Source organism: Mesorhizobium sp. WSM4820 (genome assembly GCF_055811075.1).
The window spans coordinates 293,872-316,950 of the sequence record NZ_JBVVQN010000003.1; the positions used below are offsets into that span (position 1 = coordinate 293,872).

Consider the following 23,079-nt stretch of genomic DNA (forward strand, 5'->3'; position numbering starts at 1 on the left):
GGTCAGCCGCGGCCTCGGCCACGCAGCGAATATCGACCCGCGATGCCTCCGACCGGCGCGCCAAGCGGCGGTCGCGGGTCGAGCGCGCCGCCGGGGCTGAGCAGCGACAAAAGCAGTCTGTCGGCCTGGATCGCTGCCGCGCTGAGACGAGCCGGAGCTGTCGCTCGCAGCCCGGTCACGGCGGCGCGCCGGACGGCGGTCGGGTTGATTTTCAGGTTGGCGACGCCGGCGGCGTCGAGCTGGCTGTTGACGGTGGCAACGGCACCGCGCAAGGCATCGGCGTCAAACAGTTGCTGGCGCAGTTGCTCGACCAGCCAGTGGGCCATGCGCCAGCGCTCGTCCAGGGAAGCGGCGTTTGCCCTGATCTCGTCGGCAAAGTGCTGCGATGTCGACGCAGTCTTCGCTTTGCGCGGCGGCACGGCGTTCGTTCGCCGCCTTACCGGTTTTTTCCAGCAGCGCAACGACGGCGTTGGCCTCGGAGAGCGCAATGCGCGCCGCCGCCAGGTCGCTACGGCCGAACATCGCACGACACTTGGCCTTTTCCAGTTCCTGTTTGCGGGCGGGGATTGCAGGTGGGGAAAGGTCGCGTTCCGTGGCCCACCCCCCTCTGTCCTGCCGGACATCTCCCCCTCAAGGGGAGATTGGCAGTTCAGGCGTGGCGGCTATTCCTGCAACGTTTGGTGGTTGGCGAAAGCGACGGTGACATCCAATCTTCCCCCTTGAGGGGGAGATGTCCTGCAGGACAGAGGGGGGTCGTCTCGCGTGAAGCGCCGGCATCCTCTGACCGCGAGGGAATGCGGCGCCAGGACCTGTGGCGTGCGCCACCTGATAATATGCATTTTCCCAACATCGCCGCGCAACGCGGCGATGACATCCTGCGGCGTCAGCCGAAGTGTGCGCTCGCCGGCCGCCCGCGCGACTTAGCAAAGGCGCTTGCTGGCAACCTTTCGGCGCCTCTCGCCATTGCCAAACCGCGCTCAAGCGCATTCTCGAGGCTCGTCGTGTAGTAGGCGGTGTTTTCCAGACCGCTGAAGAAGTTGATGCGGTGAAGTTCGCCCTTTTTGCTTATGACAATGCCGGCTTTTCGAAGCACATCCTGAACTGCCTTGTAGGTCATATTCATGGTTACCCTCCATTGCAAAGACATGGCAGCATCGCCCGCTTGTGTAACCGTTTGGTGGCGGCGATTGATCAATGTGCAACAACAACAATTCTGGGGCAGCACGGCGCGTGAATTGGGATTAGCCACATCGGCCGACCCGGTGTCCAGAAGGGGCGGGACTCTGACGCCCCGCCCCTTCCGGTCCGCTCGGGCCTCGGTCGTCTTCAGCGCGATGAACGTCATGTGCTTGATGCTCGACGCCGTGCGGTCCCAGTTCGCCGCCAGCGCCAGCTCGGCATCGGTCGCAAACTCACCCGCCGTCGACGCATCGAGGAAGCGGGTGCCGGGCACATGCGGGACGAAATGCCGGCGGGCGACCATTTCGGTGACGCCGCCGCCATGGCCCTGGCGCGGCTTGCGGTCGAACTCCAGCGGCCCGCCCTCGGTGTTGACCGGCAGCTCGTTCCACAGGATTGCCTTGTCCTTGAACATGAACGCTGTGTAGACGCCCGCGGCGACCGGGATGTCGTCGTCGATGACGGCCCGCAGCCCCATGTAATAGGGGATCAGCGGCCCGCCCTGCTCGGACGGCGGCACATAGTCGATGAGGTCGGCGAGCTTCAGCGCCTTCATCTGCTTGGAATGCATCCAGATCGTCTTGAACTTGTCGGCGCGGTCGCCCATCAGATAGGTGGCCTCGATGATGTCGGTGTCGACGATGGAGGCGCCGGTGATGCGGACGAGGTCGCCGGCATCATTGGCGAGGTTGTCGGCCAGCACCCCTTTCAGGATGCCGAGCAGCGTCAGCTTGTTGGCACGCTGCCAGTAGTCGGTCTGGCGGCGCACGATCAGCTTCTGCGGGTCGTCGCCGGCCAGGATTGAGGTCAGGTCCGGAATGCCCCACGCCTGGGCGCGGACATTGCGGGCGGCGACCTCGCGGCGCGCGCCGATCTTCTTCATCTCGATCGAGTCGGCCGGATCGTCATGACCGGCTCGGACGAATCGTTGCCGAGATCCTTCCAGCCTGGCATGTCGACGGAACGCCCGCCCATGGAGAGCTTCGAGGCGATGGCCGGGTCGGAAAACAGGATCCCGGCCTGGTAGATCTCGAGCGACTGGACATGCCCCTCGAACGAGTATTGTGCGTAGACGGACGGAACGATCGCGTCCGCGATACGGGTATAGGCGTCTGCCATTTTTTTCTTTCCTTCAGTTTGATTGACGGCTGCGCCCCCTCAGGCCGGATGAGGGGGCATCCGGATGCGGTTGCCCTATTTCAAAGGGGGTTGTTCGGTACCCACAGATCGGGGTTTTCGCCGGCCTCGCGTGCCAGCCGCCGGGCGCGGACGGGGTCGCTTCTGACGAGGGCCGAGATATCGGTCAGGTTGCGTTCGCCGGCGGCGTTGCGCTTGAACGGATTGCCTCCGCTCAAGGCAGCGCCGCCGCCGATCTTGTCTTCCCTGAACATCGCCTCGCCGATGGCTTGGAAAGCCTTGGCGATCTGCGGATCGGTCAAGGCACCGTCAGGCAGGAGGATGCCCTTCGCCTTGTCGGCATCGACCAGGCCGAGCTTCTTCATCGCCCGGTTGGCGACCTCCAGTCGCTGGCGAAAGCCGTCGCTGTCGGTCGGTCCCCAGTCCCGGGCCAGGTCGTCGTGAGTGGCCTCGACCGAACGGGCAACGGCGATCTGCTGCGCCTTGGCCTGTTCGACCATGTAGCCGACGAAGCGGTCGTGATAGGCCGGCGCCACCTTGGGCGTGGCGCCGGCCTCGACCGCCCACGCCTTGGACGCGTTGGCGAGTTCGTCCGAATAGGCGAAGCCTTCGAGAAGCCCGTCGGGGCGCCTGTACTCGACCTTGTCGGGCGATGTGAGCGGGCGCATCGCCTCAGGCAGCCTGGCTTGGAACCTGTCCCAGTCTTCCGCAGCTGCGTCCGCTGCGGGAATACGCAGGCTTTCGCCCTGCTGCCGTTCCAGCTCGGCATAGGATGTGAGAACCCGGTCGAGGCTTTCAGGCTTGGTCCAGCCCTTGGTTTCAGCGAGCTTGCGGTTGCCTTCGGAAAGACCGTCAAACCAACTTTCTGCAGCCGGCGGGGCGGACCCGTTGTCCCCGGCGGCCGGTGGCCGTGCAAGGTTGCCCGCCGGTGGCGACGCCACCACGGACCCGGCGTCTGCCAGATCTGTCATGAGAAAGATTCCTTCTTGTTGTTTGCAAATGGAAACGAGCACTGGCCAGTTCAGCCGGGCGTGTTATTGGATTGTTGAGGGATCGGCTGGACGCGGCGGAATCGTTGCGGCCGCAGCCTGATTCTTTTCGACAGAACCTGGCCCTATCGTCTTGTTCGAGTACGATCTTTCAGAACCGGCGGCACGCACCGTCAAGACGAAAGAAACCATGTCGCATTTCGTGACAAGCGGTTGCCGCGGTTCCGCCGCAATGCAACCGCACTTGGCAAACACTTGGCAAAACCAGCCAGTGTATTAGTTCATAGGCTTCAACGGAGTATCAGACGATGACGATGTACAAAGCCATTGCCGCCCTGCTTGTGACTGCCGCGCTGGCAGGATGTGCACAGACCGAAGGGCAGCAAAGAGCCACCACGGGGGCCCTGGTCGGCGGCGCTGGCGGCGCTCTCGTCGGTCAGGCCCTAGGCCGCGACACCAAGAGCACGGTCATCGGCGCAGCCAGCGGCGCCCTGCTGGGGGCGGTCGTCGGCAGCGCAACGACGCCACAGCGGCGCGGCGAACAGCTTTGCCGCTATCAGGACCGCTACGGCCGCATCTACACCGCCCGTTGCGACGACCGCTACTACCGCGGCGATTATTGAGACGTAGCCCGGCGCTGGTCTTCCCTTCTCCCCTCGTGGGAGAAGGTGGCCGCCCACGGGTCTTGCCTCCGGCAAGCCCGAAGACAGGCTCCGCGGCCGGATGAGGGGTGTTCCAGGGAACACCAACGCCTGCCCCTTTCTTGCGTTGGCAATTGGCGAAGTCAGCGGCCACGGCCAATCTCCCCCCCAAGTGGCAGCCTGCGCGTTCAGTGCGAAGCGGGCGACACCATCACGCTTTTGACCAACGATCTGGAGCGCTCCGCCGTCGAGATTGGACGGCTCTACAAAGGCCGCTGGCAAATCGAGCTTCTGTTCCGATGGATCAAGCTGCACCTCAAAATCCGCAAGTTCCTCGGCAACAACGGCAATGCAATCCGCCTGCAACTCTTTGCCGCAATGATCGCCGATGCGCTGCTGCGCATTGTCGCGCACCCGCCGCGTCCCTATTTCTATCTTGAGGTTCACAGAACTGGTCGCTCAATACTTGCTCGGGCGGCGGAAAATGCACACCATCACCAAGCCGCCACCGGTCAATCCAAGCCGACCGAGAGACCGAGCCTCTCCAATCAGATGGCCTTCACATATGAATAACTTTCCCCGGACAGCCCTGCCCAAGTGGGGGAGATGTCCGGCAGGACAGAGGGGGCGCCGTAGAGCGCCAACCTCAATACGGACCGAGCACTGACCAAATGCCTCACACGCCATTGCCTCCGCGAAATCGCGCAAATGCCAAGTCGATGCGCAAAGCCATGTCCGACGCCGAACTGAAGCTTTGGAACGAGCTTCGCGCGCATCGCCTGATGGGGCTTGGCTTCCGCCGATAATTTCCGATCGCCGGTTACATTGTCGACTTCGCTTGCCCGGACAAGAAGCTCGTCGTCGAAGTCGATGGTTCGCAGCATGCCGACGCCAATACAGGCGATGAGGCAAGAACAAAGCGTCGTGAACAGGACGGCTGGACCCTCCTGCGCTTCTTGAATGACGATGTCATTCGCGACATCGACAACGTCTGCCAGCATATTGTGATCGAGGCAGGGCTCGCCGGTACGACTTGATACGCCGGCAGGACAGCGCCCAGGCCGCTGTCCCGCCAGCCTATCCCGCCTTGGCCAACCCAAACCCACCAACAGGATGCGTTTCGACCTGGAACTCGAACCCGGCGATGATCGGCCGCGCCTTGGCAATCGCCGCCTGGACTTCCGGCAATTGCAGCGAAGCCTTGTGGCTTGCCTGGTCGGTCCATACCTCGGTCACCCAGATCGCGTCGGCATCGGCCGGATCGGTGGCGATGATGTAGCTCAGGCAGCCCGGCATGGCGCCGGTGCTGGCCAGCAGGACGTCCATCATTGCGTCGCGCTGGCCGCGCGTCGCCCGCATCTTGCCGATCAGACCATACATTGCCGGTTTCTCCGTTGCTTGCTGCGACAAGTATGCAGGCCGCCGCTCACGGCATCAACTGGCCGCCGTCGTGCCCGGTGATGTAACCGCTCAACAGGGCGGTGGAGAGGAACGGCGCCGACGCAGTCCTGCGGCGTGCCGGCGCGGCCCTGCGGAATGGTGGCAACCATGGCCTGCTCCTCGGTCGAATAGCGCTCATGGAAAGGGGTCGCGATGGTGTCCGGCGCCACCGCGTTGACGCGAGCCGATCAGTTCCTTGGCCATGCCGCAGGTGGAGACGAGCCGAGCCATAAAGGCCGGCGCCGCCGCCGGCGCCATTACGTGCCGCGATCGACGAGGTGTTGACGATGAAGCCGCCCTGGCGCTTCAGCCATGGCATCGCCTTGCGTGATGCGGTCAGCACGGAGCGTTGAGGTCCGCGTCGTAATTGCGCCTCGGTCAGTTCGGCTTAGGCACGCGGCCGAGGCGGCATTGTTGACCAGGCCATCGAGCCGGCCGAAATGTTGCGCGCTGTCCTCGACGGCGCGCTCGACATCGGCAGCGATCGAGAAATCGCCCTGGACCGGGAATACCTCGCCACCGCCGTTGCGGATGGTTTTGGCCAGGTTTTCGCCGACTTGAATTGTAATGCAGCGCGACGCGGCATTTCTGCGCGGCGTAGGCCAGTGCAGGTGCTGCCCCGATGCCGGTCGCGGTGACCAGCACCGCCTTGCCGGCGAGGTCGCCAAAGTGGGGGCGACAGGGGCGGAGTGACAGGTGTGGAAGTGACAGGGGCGGAGGTGACAGGGGCGGTTGTGGTGGCTGGCATTCCTCCGGAGTCCTCCTGCTCTTCGTAGGGCCTCTCCGTGCTCATGTTCAAGTCCGTAGAGGTTCAGGGCCGCAAATAGGCGTAGCCCTGGCGCTGCAATTCGGCGAGCTTGACGACGCCGCCGGTCTCGGCGGCATGGAAGCCGTCGAGCAGATCGGTGAGCGCAACGTCCATGCCCTGCATGGTATTGGCGCAGGCATGCGGGGCCAGCCCGTCGCGGACCAGACCGGAAAAACGGCTGGAAACGGCAGCCGACGCGCTCTTCGACTTGAAGGCGGCGAGTGCCGGTCCGTGCACGACCAGCACGATGTCGACCTTGCCGCCGGTGCCCTCATAGTGGTTCTTGATATTGCCCAGAACGAAGCCGACCTTGTCGAGGTCGCTGAGGTGATAGGCGACCTTCTGCCTTTCCTCTGCCACGGCCGCCGCCTTGACCTGGCGCAGCCCGAGAAGACCGGCGGCTCCGGCAAGAGCCACGCGGAAAATATCGCGGCGTCGCATCGTGTCGTCCTCCACTATGTCTTGGCAAATTGCGTGGCTTCGGCCTCGATCCTAGCATAAATTGACGTGACGTCGTGGTCGGGCGAAGAGGGGCGAGGAGGGGCACATGACATCGAAGACCATTCGGGGGAAGACCATTGGGGGGAAGACCATTGCGGGCGCCGGACTTGCTGTCGCCTTGCTGGCCGCTGTCGCCAGCACGGCCCTTGCCGACGATACGCCTCAGCTCACCGGACTCAGCCCGGACGGCAAGGATGCCTGTTTCGGGCGTATCTACGATGCCGCGCATCTCAAGGTGCACCCGAACCAGAAGGTGGGACGGATTTTCTTCTACTATGGCAGCGATCCGGTCAGCCCTCCGAACGAGGAGCCGAGCAGCGGTCCATCCGGCTACAACGGTTTTTTGGCGACGACGGTGCGCGGCGCCAACAAGCCCGAATGGGTCGGCGGCTGGTGCGGCAAGGATGATCCGCAGTCGGGCGAGATCCATTGCGGCATGGAATGCGACCGCACCATGGCCTTGCTGAAGGTCGACGAAAAAGGCCGGCTGATCGTCTCCGGCGTGCATCGCGACCTTTATCTCGATGCCGGCGCCGAGGACGAGCTTGGCGAAACGGAGTTTTCCAGGCAGGCACTCGGCACGGAAGACGACGGCTTCCGGCTCGACCGCATGCCGGGTGAGACCTGCAAGGCCGAATTCGCGCGCATCGATCCGGTCGATCCGGCGCTGGGAGCACCGCTGCGCGAGCGGCTGAAGCCGGACCAGCCGTTCTGCTACGGGCGCGACTACGATGCCGCGCATCTCGGCTCGCATCCCGATCAGCTTACCCACACCATCCGGGTTTTCCGGGGCCCGATCGAACTGGCCGCCTTCGCCAAGAATGGCGAGACGGCAAGCTGGCCTGATGGCGCCGAGATAGTCGTTTCCGTCACCACGCGCCAGAATGCCGTAGAGGTCACGCAGAGCTACAGTTGTGACGGCGAAGCGGACCAGTGGCGCTGTGTGGCGAGCGGAAGGACGAGCGACTTTTCCTGCGACATCGCGGCCAGGGAGATTTTTCTGCGTCGCGGCGCCAAGGGCACGATGATGCTGGCCAACCCCAACAGCAGCCTGCCGATCGTCGACCTGTGCTCGAAGGCGGCAGAAGGCGAGACCGCTTCCGACGACAAGGTCTATCGGCTGGAGCCGATGCCGCAGGCTGCCTGCGCGCGTTGAGATTTCGGGCCAGAAAGGACGGCGTATGAACAAGGCAAAGGTGTTCTGGTCAGGCCGCTCGCAGGTGGTGATCGGCGGAAAACAGCCATCGCTTCGTCATCCTGGGGCGAAGCAAGGAGCGAAGCGACGCGGCGCAGACCCCAGGATCCATGCCGTGACTTCAGAGCGCTGCTGCGCTGCTGAATTCTGCTCCGCTGCCGACTAAGGTTACGGCATGGATCCCAGGGTCTCCGCGACGGAGCTTCGCTCCTGCTTCGCCCAAGGATGACGAAGTTGGGGAGGCTTCGGCCAATCTCCAGCGTTTGCGATAGTCCGCTGAAACGAACGATGGCTGTTGCCTGTCGGCAAGCCTCCAACCCCTCAAATCCCCTGTGCAGCGTTACTGCGTGAACCATCTCACGCGAACGGCACGGCGGTCGTGCCCCTGGGCAGTTTTGCCTCGTCATCGGGCTCGACATGGATGGTGACGCGCACCGAGGGGATTTCCGCCTTCAGCGCATCCTCGATGCGGTCGCAGATGACGTGGCTGGCGCCCACCGACATGTCGGCGTCGACGACCAGGTGGAACTCGATGAAGGTGGCGCGGCCGGCAATCCGCGTCTTCAGATCGTGGACTTCCAGCGCGCCTTTGCAATTGGCCGAGATGATGTCGCGGATGCGCATGTGCTCCTGCGTGTCGACGGCGCGGTCCATCAGTCCGTTCATCGACGAGCCGATGACGTGCCAGCCCTGCCACAGGATGTTCAGCGCGACGATGACGGCAAGAGCGGGATCGAGGACTTGCCAGCCGGTCAGCACGGCGCCGACCACACCCATGAACACGCCGACCGAGGTCGCCACGTCGGTCATGATGTGCCTGCCGTCGGCGACCAGTGCCGGTGATTTTTCGGCACGGCCGGCACGGATCAGCGTCATGGCCCAGAAGGCGTTGATCACCGTCGCGACGCCGTTGATGGCGAGGCCGGTCCAGGGCTGTTCGAGCGGAACGGGATGCCGCAGGGACCACCACACTTCGTTGAGGATCAGCAGGGCTGCCAGCACGATCAGCACGCCTTCCAAAACAGCCGAGAAATACTCGGCCTTGTGATGGCCGAAAGGATGATCCTGGTCGGCCGGCTTGTGGCTGACCTGGATCGCCCAGTAGGCGGCGGCAGAGGCAATGACGTTGACGATCGATTCCAGCGCGTCCGAATACAGCGCCACGGAGCCGGTGACGTACCAGGCCGCCAGCTTCAGGCCGAGCACGACGAAGGCGACGATGATCGACCAGAAGGCGAGGCTGGCGACCTTGCGCTTGGCGGTGTTTTTCGAATCAATAGCGGTCATCGATTGCTTCCGGCCGCCGAAACCGGAGCTAAGCCGCCTTTTCCTTGGCCTTGCGCGGCAGATGCGCAACGATGTTCTCGATGATGCGCATGCCGGCATTGTGGCCGAGCGTCATGATCGATTCCGGGTGGAACTGCACCGCGGCGATCGGCTCCTTGCTGTGCTCGAAGGCCATGATGACGCCTTCTTCCGTCTCGGCGGTGACGACGAAGCCGTCGGGCAGGCGGACCGGATCGGCGAAAATCGAGTGATAGCGGCCGACCGTCACCTCCTTGGGCAGGCCGGAAAAGATGATGCCCGGCTTCGACACGCGGATACGCGACGGTTTGCCATGCATCGGCACGTGCAGCTGCCGCAGCTCTCCGCCATAGGCTTCGGCCAGCGCCTGCAGGCCGAGGCAGACGCCGAAGATCGGCAGGTCGCGCGCGCGGGCCCGCTTGATGGTGGCGGCGCAGTCAAAATCCTTCGGCGTGCCGGGACCGGGCGACAGCACGACGAGATTGGGTTTCAGCCGGTCGAAGACCTCGTCCGGCACAGGCGTGCGCACGGTCGAGACGTTGGCGCCGGTCTGGCGGAAATAATTGGCCAGCGTGTGGACGAAGGAGTCCTCGTGGTCGACCAGCAGGATGTTGACGCCGTCGCCGACGCGCGCGGTGGCGCGTTCGGTGTCGGCGGCATTGCCTGATTTGGCGTCGCGGATGGCGGAGATCATGGCGGATGCCTTCAGTTCGGTTTCGGCTTCTTCTTCCTCGGGAATGCTGTCGAAGAGCAGCGTGGCGCCGGCGCGCACCTCGGCGATGCCGTCCTTGATGCGGATGGTGCGAAGCGTCATGCCGGTGTTCATGTCACCGTTGAAATTGACCATGCCGATCGCCCCGCCATACCAGGCGCGCGGGCTCTTCTCGTTCTGCTCGATGAAGCGCATCGCCCATAATTTCGGCGCGCCGGTGACGGTGACCGCCCAGGCATGCGACAAGAACGCGTCGAAAGCGTCCATGCCTTCGCGCAGCCGCCCCTCGATGTGGTCGACGGTGTGGATCAGCCGTGAATACATCTCGATCTGGCGGCGGCCGATGACGCGTACCGAGCCCGGGTCGCAGACCCTCGACTTGTCGTTGCGGTCGACGTCGGAGCACATGGTCAGCTCGGATTCGTCCTTCTTCGAATTGAGCAGCTTCAGGATCTGCTCGCTGTCGGAAATGGCGTCGCCGCCGCGCTTGATCGTGCCGGAGATCGGGCAGGTCTCGACACGGCGGCCGTTGACGCGCACGAACATCTCGGGCGAGGCGCCGACCAAATATTCGCCTTCGCCGAGATTGATGAAGAAGGAATAGGGCGAGGGGTTGATGGCCTTCAGCTTGCGGGAGATGTCGGAGGGCGGCGTCTCGCAGCGCTCGTAGAACATCTGGCCGGGAACCACCTCGAACAGGTCGCCGCGCTTGAAACTCTGCATCGCCTTGCGCACCAGATTGGCATATTCGCCCGGCTCATGGTCGCCGCGCGGCGGGATGCGGTCGGCGGTCCTGAACGGCTCGACGATTTCGTCGCGCGGCAATCCCTGCGTCGAAAACCCATCGCTGGAATAGTCGTAGCGGTCGGTCCAGGCTTTTGTCGAATAGTGGTCGACGACCAGAATCTCGTCGGGCAGGAACAGCACGAGGTCGCGCTGGCCTTGCTGGCGCTCGAGCTTGTAGTCGACCGGATCGAACTGGAAGGCGAGATCGTAGCCGAAGGCGCCATAGAGACCGAGATTGGCGTCTTCCTCCGTCTTGAACAGAGCGGTGATGGCGCGCAGCACGGTGAAGACGGAGGGAACGCGGCTGCGTTCTTCTTCGGTGAAGACACGGCCTGGCATGGCCACGTCGAGGCGGATCAGTCGCTTCGACGCCTCGGCGATCGTCACCTCGTCAAGGCCGTCGAGCGCCTTGCCGACCACCGGCAGAAGCATCTCGCCACGGCTGTTCAGCGCCTCGATGCGCATGGCGCGGCCACGCGCCGAGATCACCAGCGGCGGGTCGATGATGGCGGTGTCCCAACGCGTATAGCGGCCGGGATATTCGTAATTCGAGGAAAACACGGCGCCGCGGCGCGAATTCAGCCCGTCGACATAGGCGTCGATCGCGCCTTGGTAAGGCCGGTCATGGCGCTCGCGGGTAATCGTCACGCCACCCGCCGTGACGAAGCGCTCCGCCCCGTTCTCCAGAATTTTCGTCGTCATTGCCGTCTCCATCAGCGTCTTGGGCTTTTCAGCGTCTTGGATAGTTCAGCGTCTTGGGGGCAACGGACCCGGGGCATGGCTTTGAAAAACAAATGGCCGCCCGGACATTCCGTTGCGGCCATCTTCCATTTTTCACGCGCACGCGTTCGAACAGGCCGCTGTCAGCGAGCCCACCACCAAACGGTCTTGATCGAGCGCATGTTCATGGCGATTCCAATAGCGGCGATTGAACGGCCGCGCAACTGGATTCAATGAGGGGGCTGGAGAAGGGCGAGGGCATGGAGAAGGGCATGAGCCCTCAATCCTCCAGCGTTCCCGACCGTGCATCGGCGCTTTTCCTGTCGCCGACCAGTTTTAGCAGATCTTCGCCGGCGCGGATGATGCGCCGGGAACGCCGTGTCAGGATGATGCCTGCCTGGGGCGCGAGCACCTCGGTGCGGCCGCCGGCTTCACCCGGCGCATGGACGATGGTGGCGAGCAGTGCGCCTTTTGCCACACGGTCGCCGGGCTTCACGGCATAGAGGACCGCGCCCGCCCGCGGCGCCGGCATCATGTCGATGTTTTCGAGCGGCGCAACGAAACCGGTGAAGCTGCCGGACGTGGACAGGGCCTGGTCCAGGACCACGCCGCGCCCCACCAGCAGCCGATAGAGCCCTTCGGCATCGGTGCCGGCCAGAGCGCCGTCGACATCGAGTATGCCGCGATACTCGACCGTGGTGGCGACGCGCCGGTCGAACCGCGCCACCTCGGCAGGGAGGTTCAGATACGGCGTGATTGAGGCGCCTTCGAAGGTGCCGTCAGTATCTTCATCCCACAGGATCACCGCATCGACGCCCATGGCCGCCGCACAATCCGCCCTCGCCGGCCACAGGCTGGTGTGGACATAGAGGTAGGCAAGGCCCTCGTCGTCGCAGTGCAGGTCAAGCACGATGTCGTGGCCGATCGACAGCTGCAGCAGCCGGCTCTTCAGCCGCTGATCGGCAGTGCCAAGCGTGGTGTCGGGCAACAATTTTACGTCAGGCGCGGCCAGCAGCGGAAAGCCGCGGTTGAAGTTGGTGCGCGTGCCCAGGTGAAAACGGCCCTGGTGCTCGCCGAAATGATACTGGGCGCGGCCGATCGGATTGGCTTGCGGCACGACGGTGATATTGCCCTTGATGCGGCCTTCGGCTTCGGCCTTTTCAAGCATCGGCATCAGCGCGTCGATGGCGACGACGCCCGGCAGTTCGCCGGCATGGAGTGCGGCCTGCAGATAGGCCGAGGATGCCGCCTTGTCCGTTCCTTCGAAACGAAACACTGGGAATTCGTAGGAAACGCCCTCGCTGTCGCCGGCAATGCGCTCGATCGATTTCTGCATGATACGACTCCTGGAAAGAAGCCGAACACATGCCCTTTCGCCGCTACGCTGTCGATTGGTCCAGCTTTCGGCGCTATGGGCGCAAGGCTCTCCTCGGCCGGGCGCGGACATACTGGTCCAACGCCTGCCCGGCCTACGCCAGCGGCTTCAACTCCTGGGCGATCGTCGGCAGAAGTTCCGAGACATTCGGGTGGATGTGCATGGCGCGCGCCAGCGTGCTGATCGGCGCCTTGGCGTACATCAGACCGAGCACGCAGTGTATCGCCTCGTCGCCGCCGGGGCCGAGCACCGAACAGCCGAGGATTTCGTTGGTGTCGGCATCGGCCAGGATCTTCATGAAACCTTGCGTCTCGCCTTTCTCGACGGCACGGCCGACGCGGGTCATCGGCCGCTGGCCGACCAGCGCGCGGCGGCCGGACTTTCTGACCGCTGCCTCGGTCATGCCGCAGCGGCCGAGCGGCGGGTCGGTATAGAGCGCATAGGCCTCGATGCGGTCGCTCACCCTGCGCGGGTCGTTGTCGAGCAGATTGGCGGCGACGATCTCGTAGTCATTGTAGGAGGTGTGGGTGAAGGCGCCCTTGCCGTTGCAGTCGCCCATCGCCCAGATGCCGGGCACGCCGGTGCGAAGCTGGTCGTCGACGACAATGAAGCCGCGTTTGTCGACCTCGACGCCGGCCTTGTCGAGGCCGAGATCGTCGGTGTTGGGGGTCCGGCCTACTGCCAGCAGCACATGCGAGCCGACAGCCGGCGCCTTGCCGGCGGTGAAAGTCACGACGATGTCGCTGCCCTGCCTGGCGAAGCCGATGTCGCCGGCGCCGAGATGAACCGTGATGTCTTCGTTTTCGAGGATGGACAGGATGGCGGCCGAGACATCCTCGTCCTCGCGGCCGATCAGCCGCGGGCTCTTTTCGATCACCGTGACCTGTGAACCGAAACGGCGGAACATTTGCGCGAATTCGAGCGAGACGTAGCTGCCGCCGACGACGACGAGATGGCGCGGCAGCACGTCGAGATCCATCATCGACGAGTTGGTCAGGAACGGAATGTCGTCGACGCCCGGCAGATCAGGCACCGAGGCGCGGCCGCCGGTGTTGATGAATATTTTCCCGGCGCTCAGCAGGTCGTCGCCGACGCGCACGGTATCGGCCGTCTCGAAGCGGGCATGGCCGCGAAAAAGCGTGCATCTGTCCATGCCGGCAATCCAGCTCTCGAGGTTGCCGCGGGCGTTGTCCGACACCTTGTCCTTGCGGGCCTTGATCGCCTTGTAGTCGACGCCGACCGGACCGGAGAGCGTCACGCCGTAGTCGGCGGCGCGGCGGGCGAGATGCGCGGCATAGGCGCTGGCGACCATGGCCTTGGTCGGCATGCAGCCGGTGTTGACGCAGGTGCCGCCGACCAGCTTTCGCTCGATCAGCGCCACGCTCATGCCAGCCGCCGTCAGCCGGCCGGCGAGCGGCGGGCCGGCCTGGCCGGCGCCGATGATGATGGCGTCGAATGGCTTTGCCGTCATGCCACCGCCGCCACGATCAGCAGACCGCCGACGATCGCCACCGCGTCTTCGATGAAGGCGGCGGGCTGGTCCTTGCCGAAAGCCAGCGCCAGGCGTTTGCGCAGCTCGGCGCCGCCCAGCGTGCCGATCACCGCGCCGATGGCGCCGGCGATCAGGCCGCCGACGGTGGCGCCGCCGGTCGCGCCGATCACCGCGCCGGTGAAGGCGCCGACAGCGATGCGCGCGCCAAACTGCTGCGGCACCTTGCGGCTCGGCGTGGACGGCAACTGGTCGGTGACCAGTTCGGCAATGGCCAGGATGGTGAAGATGCCGACGGTGATCCAGTGGCCCATGAAGCTGGCCCAGGTTCCGGCGACCGGCAGCCAGCCAAGCCAGGCGCCCCAGGCGACGGCGGCAGGCGCGGTCATGGCGCGAAGACCGGCAACGACGCCGATCAGAAGTGCAAGGATGTACAGCATGATTGACCCCTCGATCACACGGCCTGGGACAGCCCAGCCGGGGCAGGCTAGCATAGGTTCGGCATTTGACCAGAGGCCTGCGATCTCTAACGTTATACGATTTTCATGGACACCCTATTGAAACAGCAGGGTAGCGAAGCAGCGAGATAAGCACGGTCATTTAGCAGGAGGCGGATGCAATCGCGTATCGAGCGCAAAGGCTTCCTGGGTCCTCATGCCATAGGCGCCCTTCGCGACGTTCGCCTCGAAGATCAGATTCCAGCTATTCAGGGATACTGCGCTCGGAATCACCACGAACCGGTGCCGTTTGAGAAGATCGTCGCCGAATGCCTGCTGCCCGGAACTCGGAATGCCCGGACGCAGCCAGTTAGGGTTCGGAACGGCGGCAGGGTCGACGATATGCACATCCGTGACATCGCTGACTATCGCCGCCGTCATCACATGCGCAATCGTGTCGAGCGCCCTAAAACCTTTGTGGACTGCGACCTCGAGAATCGCCGTCGAAGGATCGATTGAGCAGTAGACTGCGCGCACGCCCCTGCTGTTCCATCGTCCGCCGACCCTGTATGCGCCCTCGCCACTGTCCCATGTGGGCGCAAACGCAGCCTGATCGAGACGCCAGCCAACGAGGTCGGAGCCGCCAAGTGCCGCCGGCAGCGGCGTCATGCATAAACGCCGTATTCAAGCCGCTCGAGATAGTCTTGCACAAGCTCGACACCGGCCGGGGTTGCCAGAAGATCGATGGGACGGCACTGGTCGAGCCCGATCGCCGGGCGCTCCAGCCATTGCTCGGCTTCCGCCTGTGAACCGAACACGTCGGTCGCTTTCGACAGGATCTCGGCGAATTTCCAGGTTCGTCCGCTCTGGTCCTGGCTGAGCGGCTTGGAGGGGGCGTCCTTACGACGCTGGTAGGTGCGCAAGCTCATGCCGACGGCCTTCTCGAGCGAATCAGTCTTCTGGATGAAGACGAGTTGCCCAAGCAGATGGTCCAGCGCCGAACCTGGCAGGCCGTGAACAAGCAACTCATGGGCGTCCAATGCGCTCCGGAGATGCCGCGACAGGATGCGGGCGCCACCGAGCAATCTGGCCACCTTCTGCAGTTCATTGTTTCTTGGCGCTGCAGGTGTTTTTTTCGATGCCGTCGCCACGGGCTCGCCTCCTAACGTCATCTGTCGCTTCAATATATGACAGGTGACGCGACGCTTTCAAGGGCGAGCAGGATCGAGAGCAGAGATAATGCTTCAGGCTTGCGCTGCCCCTCATTGCCCTGCCGGGCATTTCTCCCCGTATAGTGACGGGGAGAAAGATGCCGTCATCGGCGATTTCGCCAATCACCAGCGTTGCAGAAAGGGTACCGAGGTTGCGGCCAGCCTCCCGTCACTAAACGGGGAGAAGATGCCGGCAGGCAGATGAGGGGCAGCGCCGACATCGACGGTGATTTCCAACATGAGTTGGAGCTATCTTGCGACGCGCTCCTGAGCGTTCTTCGAGAATTCGCGGCGGTACTGCGCGGGCGTGGTTCTGAGCCGCGCCGCAAAATGCTGGCGCAGCGAGGTTGCGCTGCCGAAGCCGGCCTCGAAGGCAATCATGTCCATTGATTTTTCCGTTGCTTCCAGCAGCCGCTGCGCCAGCGCGACGCGCTGATCGGTCAGCCAGTCGCCGAAGCTGGTGCCGATTGTTTTCTGGAAGCGGCGCGTGAAGGTCCGGCGGGTGAGGCCGGCGGTAGCGGCGACACTGTCCAGGCTGTGCGTCGCGTGCAACGTCTTGCGCACGGTGTCGAGAGCCTGTGCGAAGCGGTCGGCATTGCCGGTCCTGGCGATGGGGCGTTCTATGAACTGCGCCTGCCCGCCCTGACGATGAGGAGAAAGCACGATCTGCCGGGCAAGCCGGAGTGCCGCCTCCGCGCCATAGCGAGCCCGTATGATGTGGAGACAGCAGTCGAGCCCGGCGGCGACACCGGCCGAGGTCACGACATCGCCGTTGTCGATATAGAGCACCTCCGGCTCGACGAGAATGTCGGGATAGAGGGCCTGCAGCTGGTCGGAAAAAGCCCAGTGCGTCGCGGCTCGCCGCCCCGAAAGCAGACCGGTCGCCGCAACGGCGAACGTTCCCAAGCACAATCCGACAATCAGCGCGCCGCGCCGGTGCGCGCGACGCAGCGCCTCGATCAGTGCCGCCGGCGGTGGACTTCGAGGTTCTTCCAGCTGGGCAAGATGACGATGTCGGCGTCATCAAGCGCGGAAAGCCCGTGCGGGACGCTGATGGTCAGCCCCGCATCGGTGCGGATCGGCCCGTCCTCAATCGCGCAGACCCGGAACTCAAAGCGCGGCAGGCCGAGCGTCGTGCGATCCTCTGCGAATACAAGGCACGGGACAGAGAGGTGGAACGGGCTGATGCCATCGAAGGCGATGGCGGCAACGATCGGATCGGCCATGATGAGCACCATGAGAGTTTCCGGAATGTCCCAATTATTTCGAACTATGTCAATCGGGACACTTTTGCGGACCGATGCCGAGTCTATCCTCGATCCACCAATGTCAAACGGGCCATCAATGTCAAACGGGAAAGGAAAACTCCATGTCGGACTCAGCCAAAGGCAAAGCGCCGCGCCGTGCCCTCATCGTCGTCGACATCCAGAACGACTATGACGGCGGCAACCTTGCCATCCAGTATCCGCCGTTCCGCGACAGCGTCGCCAATGTGGCGCGCGCCATGGACGCGGCCGCCGAGGCAGGCGTCAAGGTGGTGGTCGTCAAGCAGTTGGCGCCGGAAACATCACCGGTCTTCGCCAAGGGCAGTAACGGCGCAGAATTGCATCCCGAGATCGCGAGGCGAAACCGCGACCACACCATCGAAAAGACCTTGCCAAGCGCCTTCACCGGCACCGACCTCGAGGAATGGCTGCGCGCCAACGCTATCGATACGATTACGGTCATCGGCTACATGACGCATAATTGCGATCTGTCGACGGTCATCCACGCCGTCCATATGGGCTTTGCGGTCGAGTTCCTGTCGGATGCGACGGGGTCGCTGCCCTATGCCAACAGCGCCGGCTACGCCTCGGCCGAGGACATCCATCGCGTGGTGACGGTTGTCCTGCAGTCGCGCTTCGCCGCCGTTCTCAAGACCGCCGAATGGATCGACTGCCTGAAGACCGGCGTGCGGCCCGAGCGCGATACGCCCTACGCCTCCAACCAGCGCGGGCTGGCACGCAACGCCGCTTAGAAGTTTGGCGCGGCCAAGCAAAAGAGGGCGCCGCATCGCTGCGGCGCCCCTATCATTCCGGCCTTCGAAATTCTCAGAACAGGCCTTCGATCTGGCCCATCTCGTTCAGGAATATCTTCTCCGAGGACGGCGCCTTGGGCAGGCCGGGCATGGTCATGACCTCGCCGCAGATGACGACGATGAAGCCGGCGCCGGCAGACAGCCTGACCTCGCGCACCGGCACAGTGTGGCCGGTCGGCGCGCCGCGCAGGTTCGGATCGGTCGAGAACGAATACTGCGTCTTGGCCATGCAAACCGGCAAATTGCCGTATCCGGCGTGCTCCCAGGCGTGGAGCTGGTCGCGCACCGACTTGTCGGCGATCGCTTCGGATCCGCGATAGATGCGCTGGACGATGGTGTTGATCTTCTCGAACAGCGGCATGGCGTCGGGATAGAGCGGCGCAAACTGCGAGGAGCCGGATTCGGCGAGTGTCACCACCTTGTTGGCGAGTTCCTCGATGCCGGCCGAGCCGTGGGCCCAGTGCTTGCACAGGATCGCCTCTTCGCCCATCGAGGCGACGTAGTCCTTCATCGCCCTGATTTCAGCGTCGGTGTCGGAATAGAAATGGTTGATGGCGACCACCGCAGGCACGCCGAACTGCCTGACATTCTCGATGTGACGGCCGAGATTGGCGCAGCCCTTCTTGACCGCCTCGACGTTCTCCTTGCCGAGATCTTCCTTCTTGACGCCGCCATTCATCTTCATGGCGCGCACAGTGGCGACGATAACCGTGGCCGCCGGCTTCAGGCCGGCCTTGCGGCACTTGATGTCGAAGAATTTTTCGGCGCCGAGATCGGCGCCGAAACCGGCTTCGGTGACGACGTAGTCGGCAAGTTTTAGCGCCGTCGTGGTGGCAACGACCGAGTTGCAGCCATGCGCGATGTTGGCGAAGGGACCGCCATGGACGAAGGCCGGGTTGTTCTCCAGCGTCTGCACGAGGTTGGGCTGCATGGCGTCCTTGAGCAGCACGGCCATGGCGCCGTCGGCCTTGAGGTCGCGGGCATAGACGGCCGACTTGTCGCGGCGATAGGCGACGATGATGTCGCCGAGGCGCTTTTCCAAATCCTTCAGGTCGGTGGCGAGGCACAGGATCGCCATGACCTCCGAGGCGACGGTGATGTCAAAGCCGCCCTCGCGCGGAAAACCGTTGGCGACGCCGCCGAGCGAGCAAATGATCTCGCGCAGTGCGCGGTCGTTCATGTCCATGACGCGGCGCCAGACGACGCGGCGGATGTCGATGCCGAGTTCGTTGCCCCAGTAGATGTGGTTGTCGATCAGCGCCGAAAGCAAATTATGCGCCGTGGTGATGGCATGGAAATCGCCGGTGAAGTGGAGGTTCATGTCCTCCATCGGTACGACCTGCGCATAGCCGCCGCCGGCAGCGCCGCCCTTGACGCCGAAATTCGGCCCGAGCGAGGCCTCGCGGATGCAGACGATGGCCTTCTTGCCGATGCGGTTGAGACCGTCGCCGAGGCCCACCGTCGTCGTCGTCTTGCCTTCGCCGGCCGGCGTCGGGTTGATGGCGGTGACGAGGATCAGCTTGCCGTCCTTGTTTGCCTTCACCGACTTGATGAACTCGGCCGAGATCTTCGCCTTGTCGTGGCCGTAAGGCAAAAGATGCTCGCTTGGAATGCCGATCTTCTGGCCGATCGCCTGGATCTGCTTCTTGTCGGCGGCGCGCGCGATCTCGATGTCGGACTTCACTTCGGCCATGGCGGCTTTCCTCTGGATTGGACGGTGGAGGGGACGGGTTTGATCAGTGTGGTCGCAAGCCTGTTCGAAACAGCCCGGTACTGCAGGCGAGGGCACTTTCTAGCCCTGTCGCTGCCGTGGCGTCAACTTGCATGCAACTATGTTTCCTCTAGAGAAAGACGGCTCCTGGTCGACCTGACCCGGATCTTCGCGGGTTGTCGCGCCGTATAGAAGCCAGAGCACGCGCCGTCCTGCCGTCTCAAAACAGCCGCGGAATGCACGGAATGCGACAGGGTTCGAGCGCCGGTCGGCGCTTCGAGCGGTCTCGCTAGAATGCGCCGATCTGGTGCATCAGCCCCAAGCCGTCAAGCTGGCCGAAATGTTCGACCACGATGCCGTTCTCGACGCGATCAATGTTAATCACACCAACCGAGACGCAATTTCCGCTCGGTGCGACGCCGTGGAAGGTGCCGGTATGCGTGCCCTGAAAGCGACCGCGCGTGACCACCCTGTCGGCATCGCCGACATAGTCGTCGATGACGTGATGGCCGTCCGGGAATCCAACAAAGAATTCGGTCAGGGATTTTCGCCAGTCATCGAAGCCGATCGGATTGGCGCTGGCGAGATGAAGGGCGAGATCCGGAGAGACCAGACCGGCCAGTCTATCCCAGTCCCGCGCATCGATCGTGGCATAGAAATTTCGAGCAATTTCCCGGATATCCATCGCGTGTCCTCGCTGGCTGCCGCCCACGGTTGAACGACGGCGAGACGATCAGGTTCCGCTCCTCGCAATGCGCAGCCGAACAGCCGCGCCAGAACGTCGCCGATCTCGGGCAGCGGTGATTCAAGCCAGGGCGTCTTTCACTATTCGGCCCCTTCACCGATCCAGAACGGACCTGACCTCGACGAGATTCGATCGCACCCTAAGCACATAGAATCCCATCGTGGTGAGGTGGGTGGGCATGATCCAGCCATCCTCGCGGCCGTTGGAGATTATCAGAGGCTGGATGGCGAGCGCTGCCTTGAGCTGGCCTTCCACGCTGTTCCACAGCGGCGTGAGGCCGCGATTGTCGAGGATCTGCTGAAAATCGTGATGCGCCGCCGTCAGGATGCCGTAATAGCCGTAGAGCTGGCCGTAGGCGAACCAGAAGCGGTCGTCAGCGCGCGTGTCGAACCAGCCGCTGTTGAAGTTCTGCGAACGGTCGCGGATCAGGTCCGACGTCGAGCCTATGTCACTCGCGATCCGGTCGACGAACTGCAACAGATTGTCGGCGCGCGCGTTGAAGACAACCTCGCATTTCATGAGCCGGTCGTTGAAGGCGCGAAGGCTGTTCGCCGCCGTGCGATAAAAACTCGGCGTCGGGGTTTTCGGACCAAACGGCCTGAGGCCGAAATACCAGGTTTCCTCGTCGAAGGTGATCGCGCCGCGCGCATCCTGCAGGTTCTGGTCGATCTGGCTGGTGCCGCGGACGCGGCCCAGCGTGTCGACAAGCTCGACCGTGGTGCGCCGGATGGCCTGATTGACGCCGCGCTGGAAGGAGGCCTTGTTGTCGAGAAACGGCGTGCGGTCCCAGTCCATGCCGAAGAGCCCGAGCTTGTAGAGTATCATCGACGAGATCCAGGCATTCTCGTTGACGTTGAAATCGATGAGATCGGCCGTAACCTGGACAATGGCCGAGTGGGTGCAGGTCTTGACCTCTCCCTCGACGCCAGCGGTTTCCCCGGTGGCAGAAGGAGCGGGCTGTGCCGGCGTGGTTCCGGCCGGCTGCGTGAACCTATATGCTTCCGCATAGGCGGGATTGAAATTGCTCCAGACCTGCGTGTTCCAGATGAAATAGCCGTAGAGGCCGATCAGCATGAGCAGAGCGAGGCCGAGCACCGCCTTCAGGATCCAGCCGCGCTGCGTATACCAGCGCCCGGCCCACATGAACGGCCACAGGATCACGCCGACGGCGAAGCCGATGCCGCGGCCGATCCACTGGAATATCCGTGTGAAAAAATTCACGATCGGATCAAGCATGGCGATGTCACCCCTCGTCAGTCAGCCAAGTATTCGATAAGGTTAGGCATTCAATCGGTAAGGCCGTAGAGGCGCGTGCGAAACGCCACCTTGTCTTTCAGATATGTGGTTTTCAGAACGTCCACAACATGCGATCGCCAAGCGTCGCTGAAGCCGTCATAGTCCCTGTAAAAACCCGGTTTGTTGAAGACGTAGCGCGAGACGAAGTCCTGCGGCACGAAATCCGAAATCAACTGGTTGGTCAGCCAGGCGTCGGGATGTCCGGGCTTGGCCCGGATCGTCAGGAAACGCTGCTGCGGGAACACGTCCTCGATCTTGAGATAGCCGAGGTGAGCGATCTCGCGCTTGGCGGCGTTGAGAAAGGGAAAATTTCCATCCCTGGTGATCAGGTCGGCATGGCTGTGGATCCAGGTCTGCAGCCAGACCTTGTCGACGTCGGTCAGGTTGCGGTCGGGCTCGGCGTCGCGGATCAGCGCCCGCACCACCATTTCGGCGCGGTGCTCGAGATAGCCTGATGTTTCGATCCACGAGGCCCGCGGCAGTTCGATGCGGCCGGTCGCGGCAAGGAACCTGAACACCCTGTCGGCATCATTGATCGAGAGGTAGCTCACCTGCCACGGCCGCGAGCGGCGGAAGCCGGGTGCTGCCGGGTCGCTGATCACCGTCGTCATGTCGGGGTCGATGAACACATAGAGCCCGCCGAAATGGCTGGTCCAATAGGCGCTGTGGCGAAAGATCACCTGATCCGGCACCAGCGCGTTCTCGCGGATGTCGCCGCAGATCTTGGCAAGCTCCACCATGCGGGTGAGCATGGCGCTGTCGCGCCAGGCGTCCGGCTCCTGCTTCAACCGGTCGACGAGCTTGCCGAGTTCGGCGGCTTTGCCGAGCACGTCCTCCGCCGACAGCACCTTGAACTCGACTTGGTTGATCGACAGCAGGTCCTCGATGTCGTCAACCTTGGGGACCGAATCCTCGATCTCGCCGTAGATGACATCCTTGATGGTCAGCGCGTCGATGGCGCGCTGGTTCGTCGACATGAACTCGAACATCAGCTGCGAGGTGTTGGAAAAGGCGGTGTGGACCACCGGCAGGTCGACCTGCGACGGCGTCAGGATGATGAAGCGGCGGTTGATCTCGTTGGGATCGAGATAGCTGTAGTCGCCGCATTCCTCGGCCACCTGCGGCGAGAAGCCGGTGCGGTCGATCTCGAAGCTCTTCAGCTTCGTCGGCTTCAGGCCGAAGGCGACCAAAGCCTTGTTGTAGCGCTGGATCAGATGCGGCTCGTCGATGGTCAGCAGCCGGCCATAGATCAGCTCGTTCTCGCGCAAAAGGTCGGACTTCCTGGCGGGGCTCATTCTCCCTTCTCCCCGTTCACGGGGAGAAGG

22 protein-coding genes and 3 pseudogenes are annotated in these 23,079 nt (G+C 63.4%); 6 read left to right on the plus strand and 19 right to left on the minus strand.

All coding sequences use genetic code 11. The features are described from left to right. Positions 1-2: 2 nt before the first annotated feature. From AC0L2R_RS07330 to AC0L2R_RS07345, 4 genes are all read right to left on the minus strand, one after another. Complete coding sequence (locus tag AC0L2R_RS07330) at positions 3-419, minus strand: hypothetical protein (protein ID WP_473508282.1); 417 nt, start codon at positions 417-419, stop codon at positions 3-5. A gap of 464 nt (positions 420-883) precedes the next feature. Further along, positions 884-2,062, minus strand: coding sequence for a hypothetical protein (locus tag AC0L2R_RS07335; protein ID WP_473508283.1), 1,179 nt, complete (start codon positions 2,060-2,062; stop codon positions 884-886). After that, positions 2,059-2,298 carry a hypothetical protein gene (locus tag AC0L2R_RS07340; RefSeq protein WP_473508284.1) on the minus strand — a complete coding sequence of 80 codons (240 nt, stop codon included), beginning with the start codon at positions 2,296-2,298 and terminating at the stop codon, positions 2,059-2,061. Before AC0L2R_RS07340 ends, AC0L2R_RS07335 begins: the two co-directional genes overlap by 4 nt. A gap of 80 nt (positions 2,299-2,378) precedes the next feature. Further along, positions 2,379-3,287, minus strand: a complete 909-nt coding sequence (locus AC0L2R_RS07345) for a hypothetical protein (RefSeq protein WP_473508285.1) — start codon at positions 3,285-3,287, stop codon at positions 2,379-2,381. A gap of 326 nt (positions 3,288-3,613) precedes the next feature. Here AC0L2R_RS07345 and AC0L2R_RS07350 point away from each other — a divergent pair, with 326 nt between their 5' ends. The 3 genes and pseudogenes from AC0L2R_RS07350 (at position 3,614) to AC0L2R_RS07360 (ending at position 4,983) form a co-directional block, all read left to right on the plus strand. After that, positions 3,614-3,928 (plus strand): YMGG-like glycine zipper-containing protein, encoded by a 315-nt coding sequence (locus AC0L2R_RS07350; RefSeq protein WP_027154393.1) that lies wholly within the window; start codon positions 3,614-3,616, stop codon positions 3,926-3,928. A 45-nt stretch (positions 3,929-3,973) separates the two neighbouring features. After that, positions 3,974-4,519: pseudogene (locus AC0L2R_RS07355) on the plus strand (transposase). A 98-nt stretch (positions 4,520-4,617) separates the two neighbouring features. Next, positions 4,618-4,983, plus strand: a pseudogene (locus AC0L2R_RS07360) (endonuclease domain-containing protein). A 40-nt stretch (positions 4,984-5,023) separates the two neighbouring features. Here the strand turns inward: AC0L2R_RS07360 and AC0L2R_RS07365 are convergent. From AC0L2R_RS07365 to AC0L2R_RS07375, 3 genes are all read right to left on the minus strand, one after another. Further along, on the minus strand, positions 5,024-5,326 hold the full coding sequence (locus tag AC0L2R_RS07365; protein ID WP_091594554.1) for a putative quinol monooxygenase: 303 nt from the start codon (positions 5,324-5,326) through the stop codon (positions 5,024-5,026). Positions 5,327-5,643: 317 nt separating this feature from the next. Beyond that, on the minus strand, positions 5,644-6,054 hold the full coding sequence (locus AC0L2R_RS07370; protein ID WP_473508286.1) for an SDR family NAD(P)-dependent oxidoreductase: 411 nt from the start codon (positions 6,052-6,054) through the stop codon (positions 5,644-5,646). A 143-nt stretch (positions 6,055-6,197) separates the two neighbouring features. Continuing rightward, entirely contained in the window at positions 6,198-6,635 is a 438-nt protein-coding gene (locus AC0L2R_RS07375; RefSeq protein WP_473508287.1) for a DsrE family protein, read from the minus strand. Between the two features lie 106 nt (positions 6,636-6,741). Between AC0L2R_RS07375 and AC0L2R_RS07380 the strand changes: the two genes are divergently transcribed. Continuing rightward, the gene (locus AC0L2R_RS07380; protein WP_473508288.1) at positions 6,742-7,851 is read left to right on the plus strand and encodes a hypothetical protein; all 1,110 of its coding nucleotides are present in this window, start codon (positions 6,742-6,744) and stop codon (positions 7,849-7,851) included. A gap of 396 nt (positions 7,852-8,247) precedes the next feature. Here AC0L2R_RS07380 and AC0L2R_RS07385 read toward each other — a convergent pair whose 3' ends face one another. Together AC0L2R_RS07385 and AC0L2R_RS07390 are read right to left on the minus strand one after the other, a co-directional pair. Beyond that, positions 8,248-9,177, minus strand: coding sequence for a cation diffusion facilitator family transporter (locus AC0L2R_RS07385; RefSeq protein ID WP_473508289.1), 930 nt, complete (start codon positions 9,175-9,177; stop codon positions 8,248-8,250). Between the two features lie 28 nt (positions 9,178-9,205). Further along, positions 9,206-11,395: an anthranilate synthase gene (locus AC0L2R_RS07390; protein ID WP_473508290.1), complete on the minus strand. Its 2,190-nt coding sequence runs from the start codon at positions 11,393-11,395 to the stop codon at positions 9,206-9,208. Positions 11,396-11,470: 75 nt separating this feature from the next. Here AC0L2R_RS07390 and AC0L2R_RS07395 point away from each other — a divergent pair, with 75 nt between their 5' ends. After that, a complete protein-coding gene (locus AC0L2R_RS07395; RefSeq protein WP_473508291.1) occupies positions 11,471-11,650 on the plus strand; it encodes a hypothetical protein in 180 nt (59 codons plus the stop codon). A gap of 43 nt (positions 11,651-11,693) precedes the next feature. Here AC0L2R_RS07395 and AC0L2R_RS07400 read toward each other — a convergent pair whose 3' ends face one another. The 6 genes and pseudogenes from AC0L2R_RS07400 to AC0L2R_RS07425 all read right to left on the minus strand — a co-directional run bounded on the left by AC0L2R_RS07400 (position 11,694) and on the right by AC0L2R_RS07425 (position 17,151). Beyond that, on the minus strand, positions 11,694-12,749 hold the full coding sequence (locus tag AC0L2R_RS07400; RefSeq protein ID WP_473508292.1) for a peptidase M14: 1,056 nt from the start codon (positions 12,747-12,749) through the stop codon (positions 11,694-11,696). A gap of 133 nt (positions 12,750-12,882) precedes the next feature. Beyond that, the gene (locus tag AC0L2R_RS07405) at positions 12,883-14,259 is read right to left on the minus strand and encodes an FAD-containing oxidoreductase (RefSeq protein ID WP_473508293.1); all 1,377 of its coding nucleotides are present in this window, start codon (positions 14,257-14,259) and stop codon (positions 12,883-12,885) included. Continuing rightward, complete coding sequence (locus AC0L2R_RS07410) at positions 14,256-14,717, minus strand: membrane protein (protein ID WP_023797878.1); 462 nt, start codon at positions 14,715-14,717, stop codon at positions 14,256-14,258. The genes AC0L2R_RS07405 and AC0L2R_RS07410 overlap by 4 nt, the downstream gene beginning before the upstream one ends. Before the next feature lie 156 nt (positions 14,718-14,873). Continuing rightward, the gene (locus AC0L2R_RS07415) at positions 14,874-15,383 is read right to left on the minus strand and encodes an RES family NAD+ phosphorylase (RefSeq protein ID WP_473508294.1); all 510 of its coding nucleotides are present in this window, start codon (positions 15,381-15,383) and stop codon (positions 14,874-14,876) included. Further along, a complete protein-coding gene (parS, locus tag AC0L2R_RS07420; protein ID WP_473494936.1) occupies positions 15,380-15,865 on the minus strand; it encodes a type II RES/Xre toxin-antitoxin system antitoxin in 486 nt (161 codons plus the stop codon). Before parS ends, AC0L2R_RS07415 begins: the two co-directional genes overlap by 4 nt. A gap of 309 nt (positions 15,866-16,174) precedes the next feature. After that, positions 16,175-17,151: pseudogene (locus tag AC0L2R_RS07425) on the minus strand (helix-turn-helix domain-containing protein). Between the two features lie 143 nt (positions 17,152-17,294). On the opposite strand from AC0L2R_RS07425, the gene AC0L2R_RS07430 reads away from it, so the two are divergent. Then, on the plus strand, positions 17,295-17,942 hold the full coding sequence (locus AC0L2R_RS07430; RefSeq protein ID WP_473508295.1) for a cysteine hydrolase family protein: 648 nt from the start codon (positions 17,295-17,297) through the stop codon (positions 17,940-17,942). A gap of 73 nt (positions 17,943-18,015) precedes the next feature. On the opposite strand, the gene AC0L2R_RS07435 is transcribed toward AC0L2R_RS07430, so the two are convergent. From AC0L2R_RS07435 to AC0L2R_RS07450, 4 genes are all read right to left on the minus strand, one after another. After that, entirely contained in the window at positions 18,016-19,695 is a 1,680-nt protein-coding gene (locus AC0L2R_RS07435) for a formate--tetrahydrofolate ligase (protein WP_023799967.1), read from the minus strand. Between the two features lie 307 nt (positions 19,696-20,002). Next, on the minus strand, positions 20,003-20,398 hold the full coding sequence (locus AC0L2R_RS07440; RefSeq protein ID WP_473508296.1) for an ester cyclase: 396 nt from the start codon (positions 20,396-20,398) through the stop codon (positions 20,003-20,005). A 153-nt stretch (positions 20,399-20,551) separates the two neighbouring features. Next, entirely contained in the window at positions 20,552-21,694 is a 1,143-nt protein-coding gene (locus tag AC0L2R_RS07445; RefSeq protein WP_091598492.1) for a DUF2333 family protein, read from the minus strand. 50 nt (positions 21,695-21,744) lie between these two features. Further along, positions 21,745-23,049, minus strand: coding sequence for a DUF6638 family protein (locus tag AC0L2R_RS07450; RefSeq protein ID WP_473508297.1), 1,305 nt, complete (start codon positions 23,047-23,049; stop codon positions 21,745-21,747). Positions 23,050-23,079: the final 30 nt, after the last annotated feature.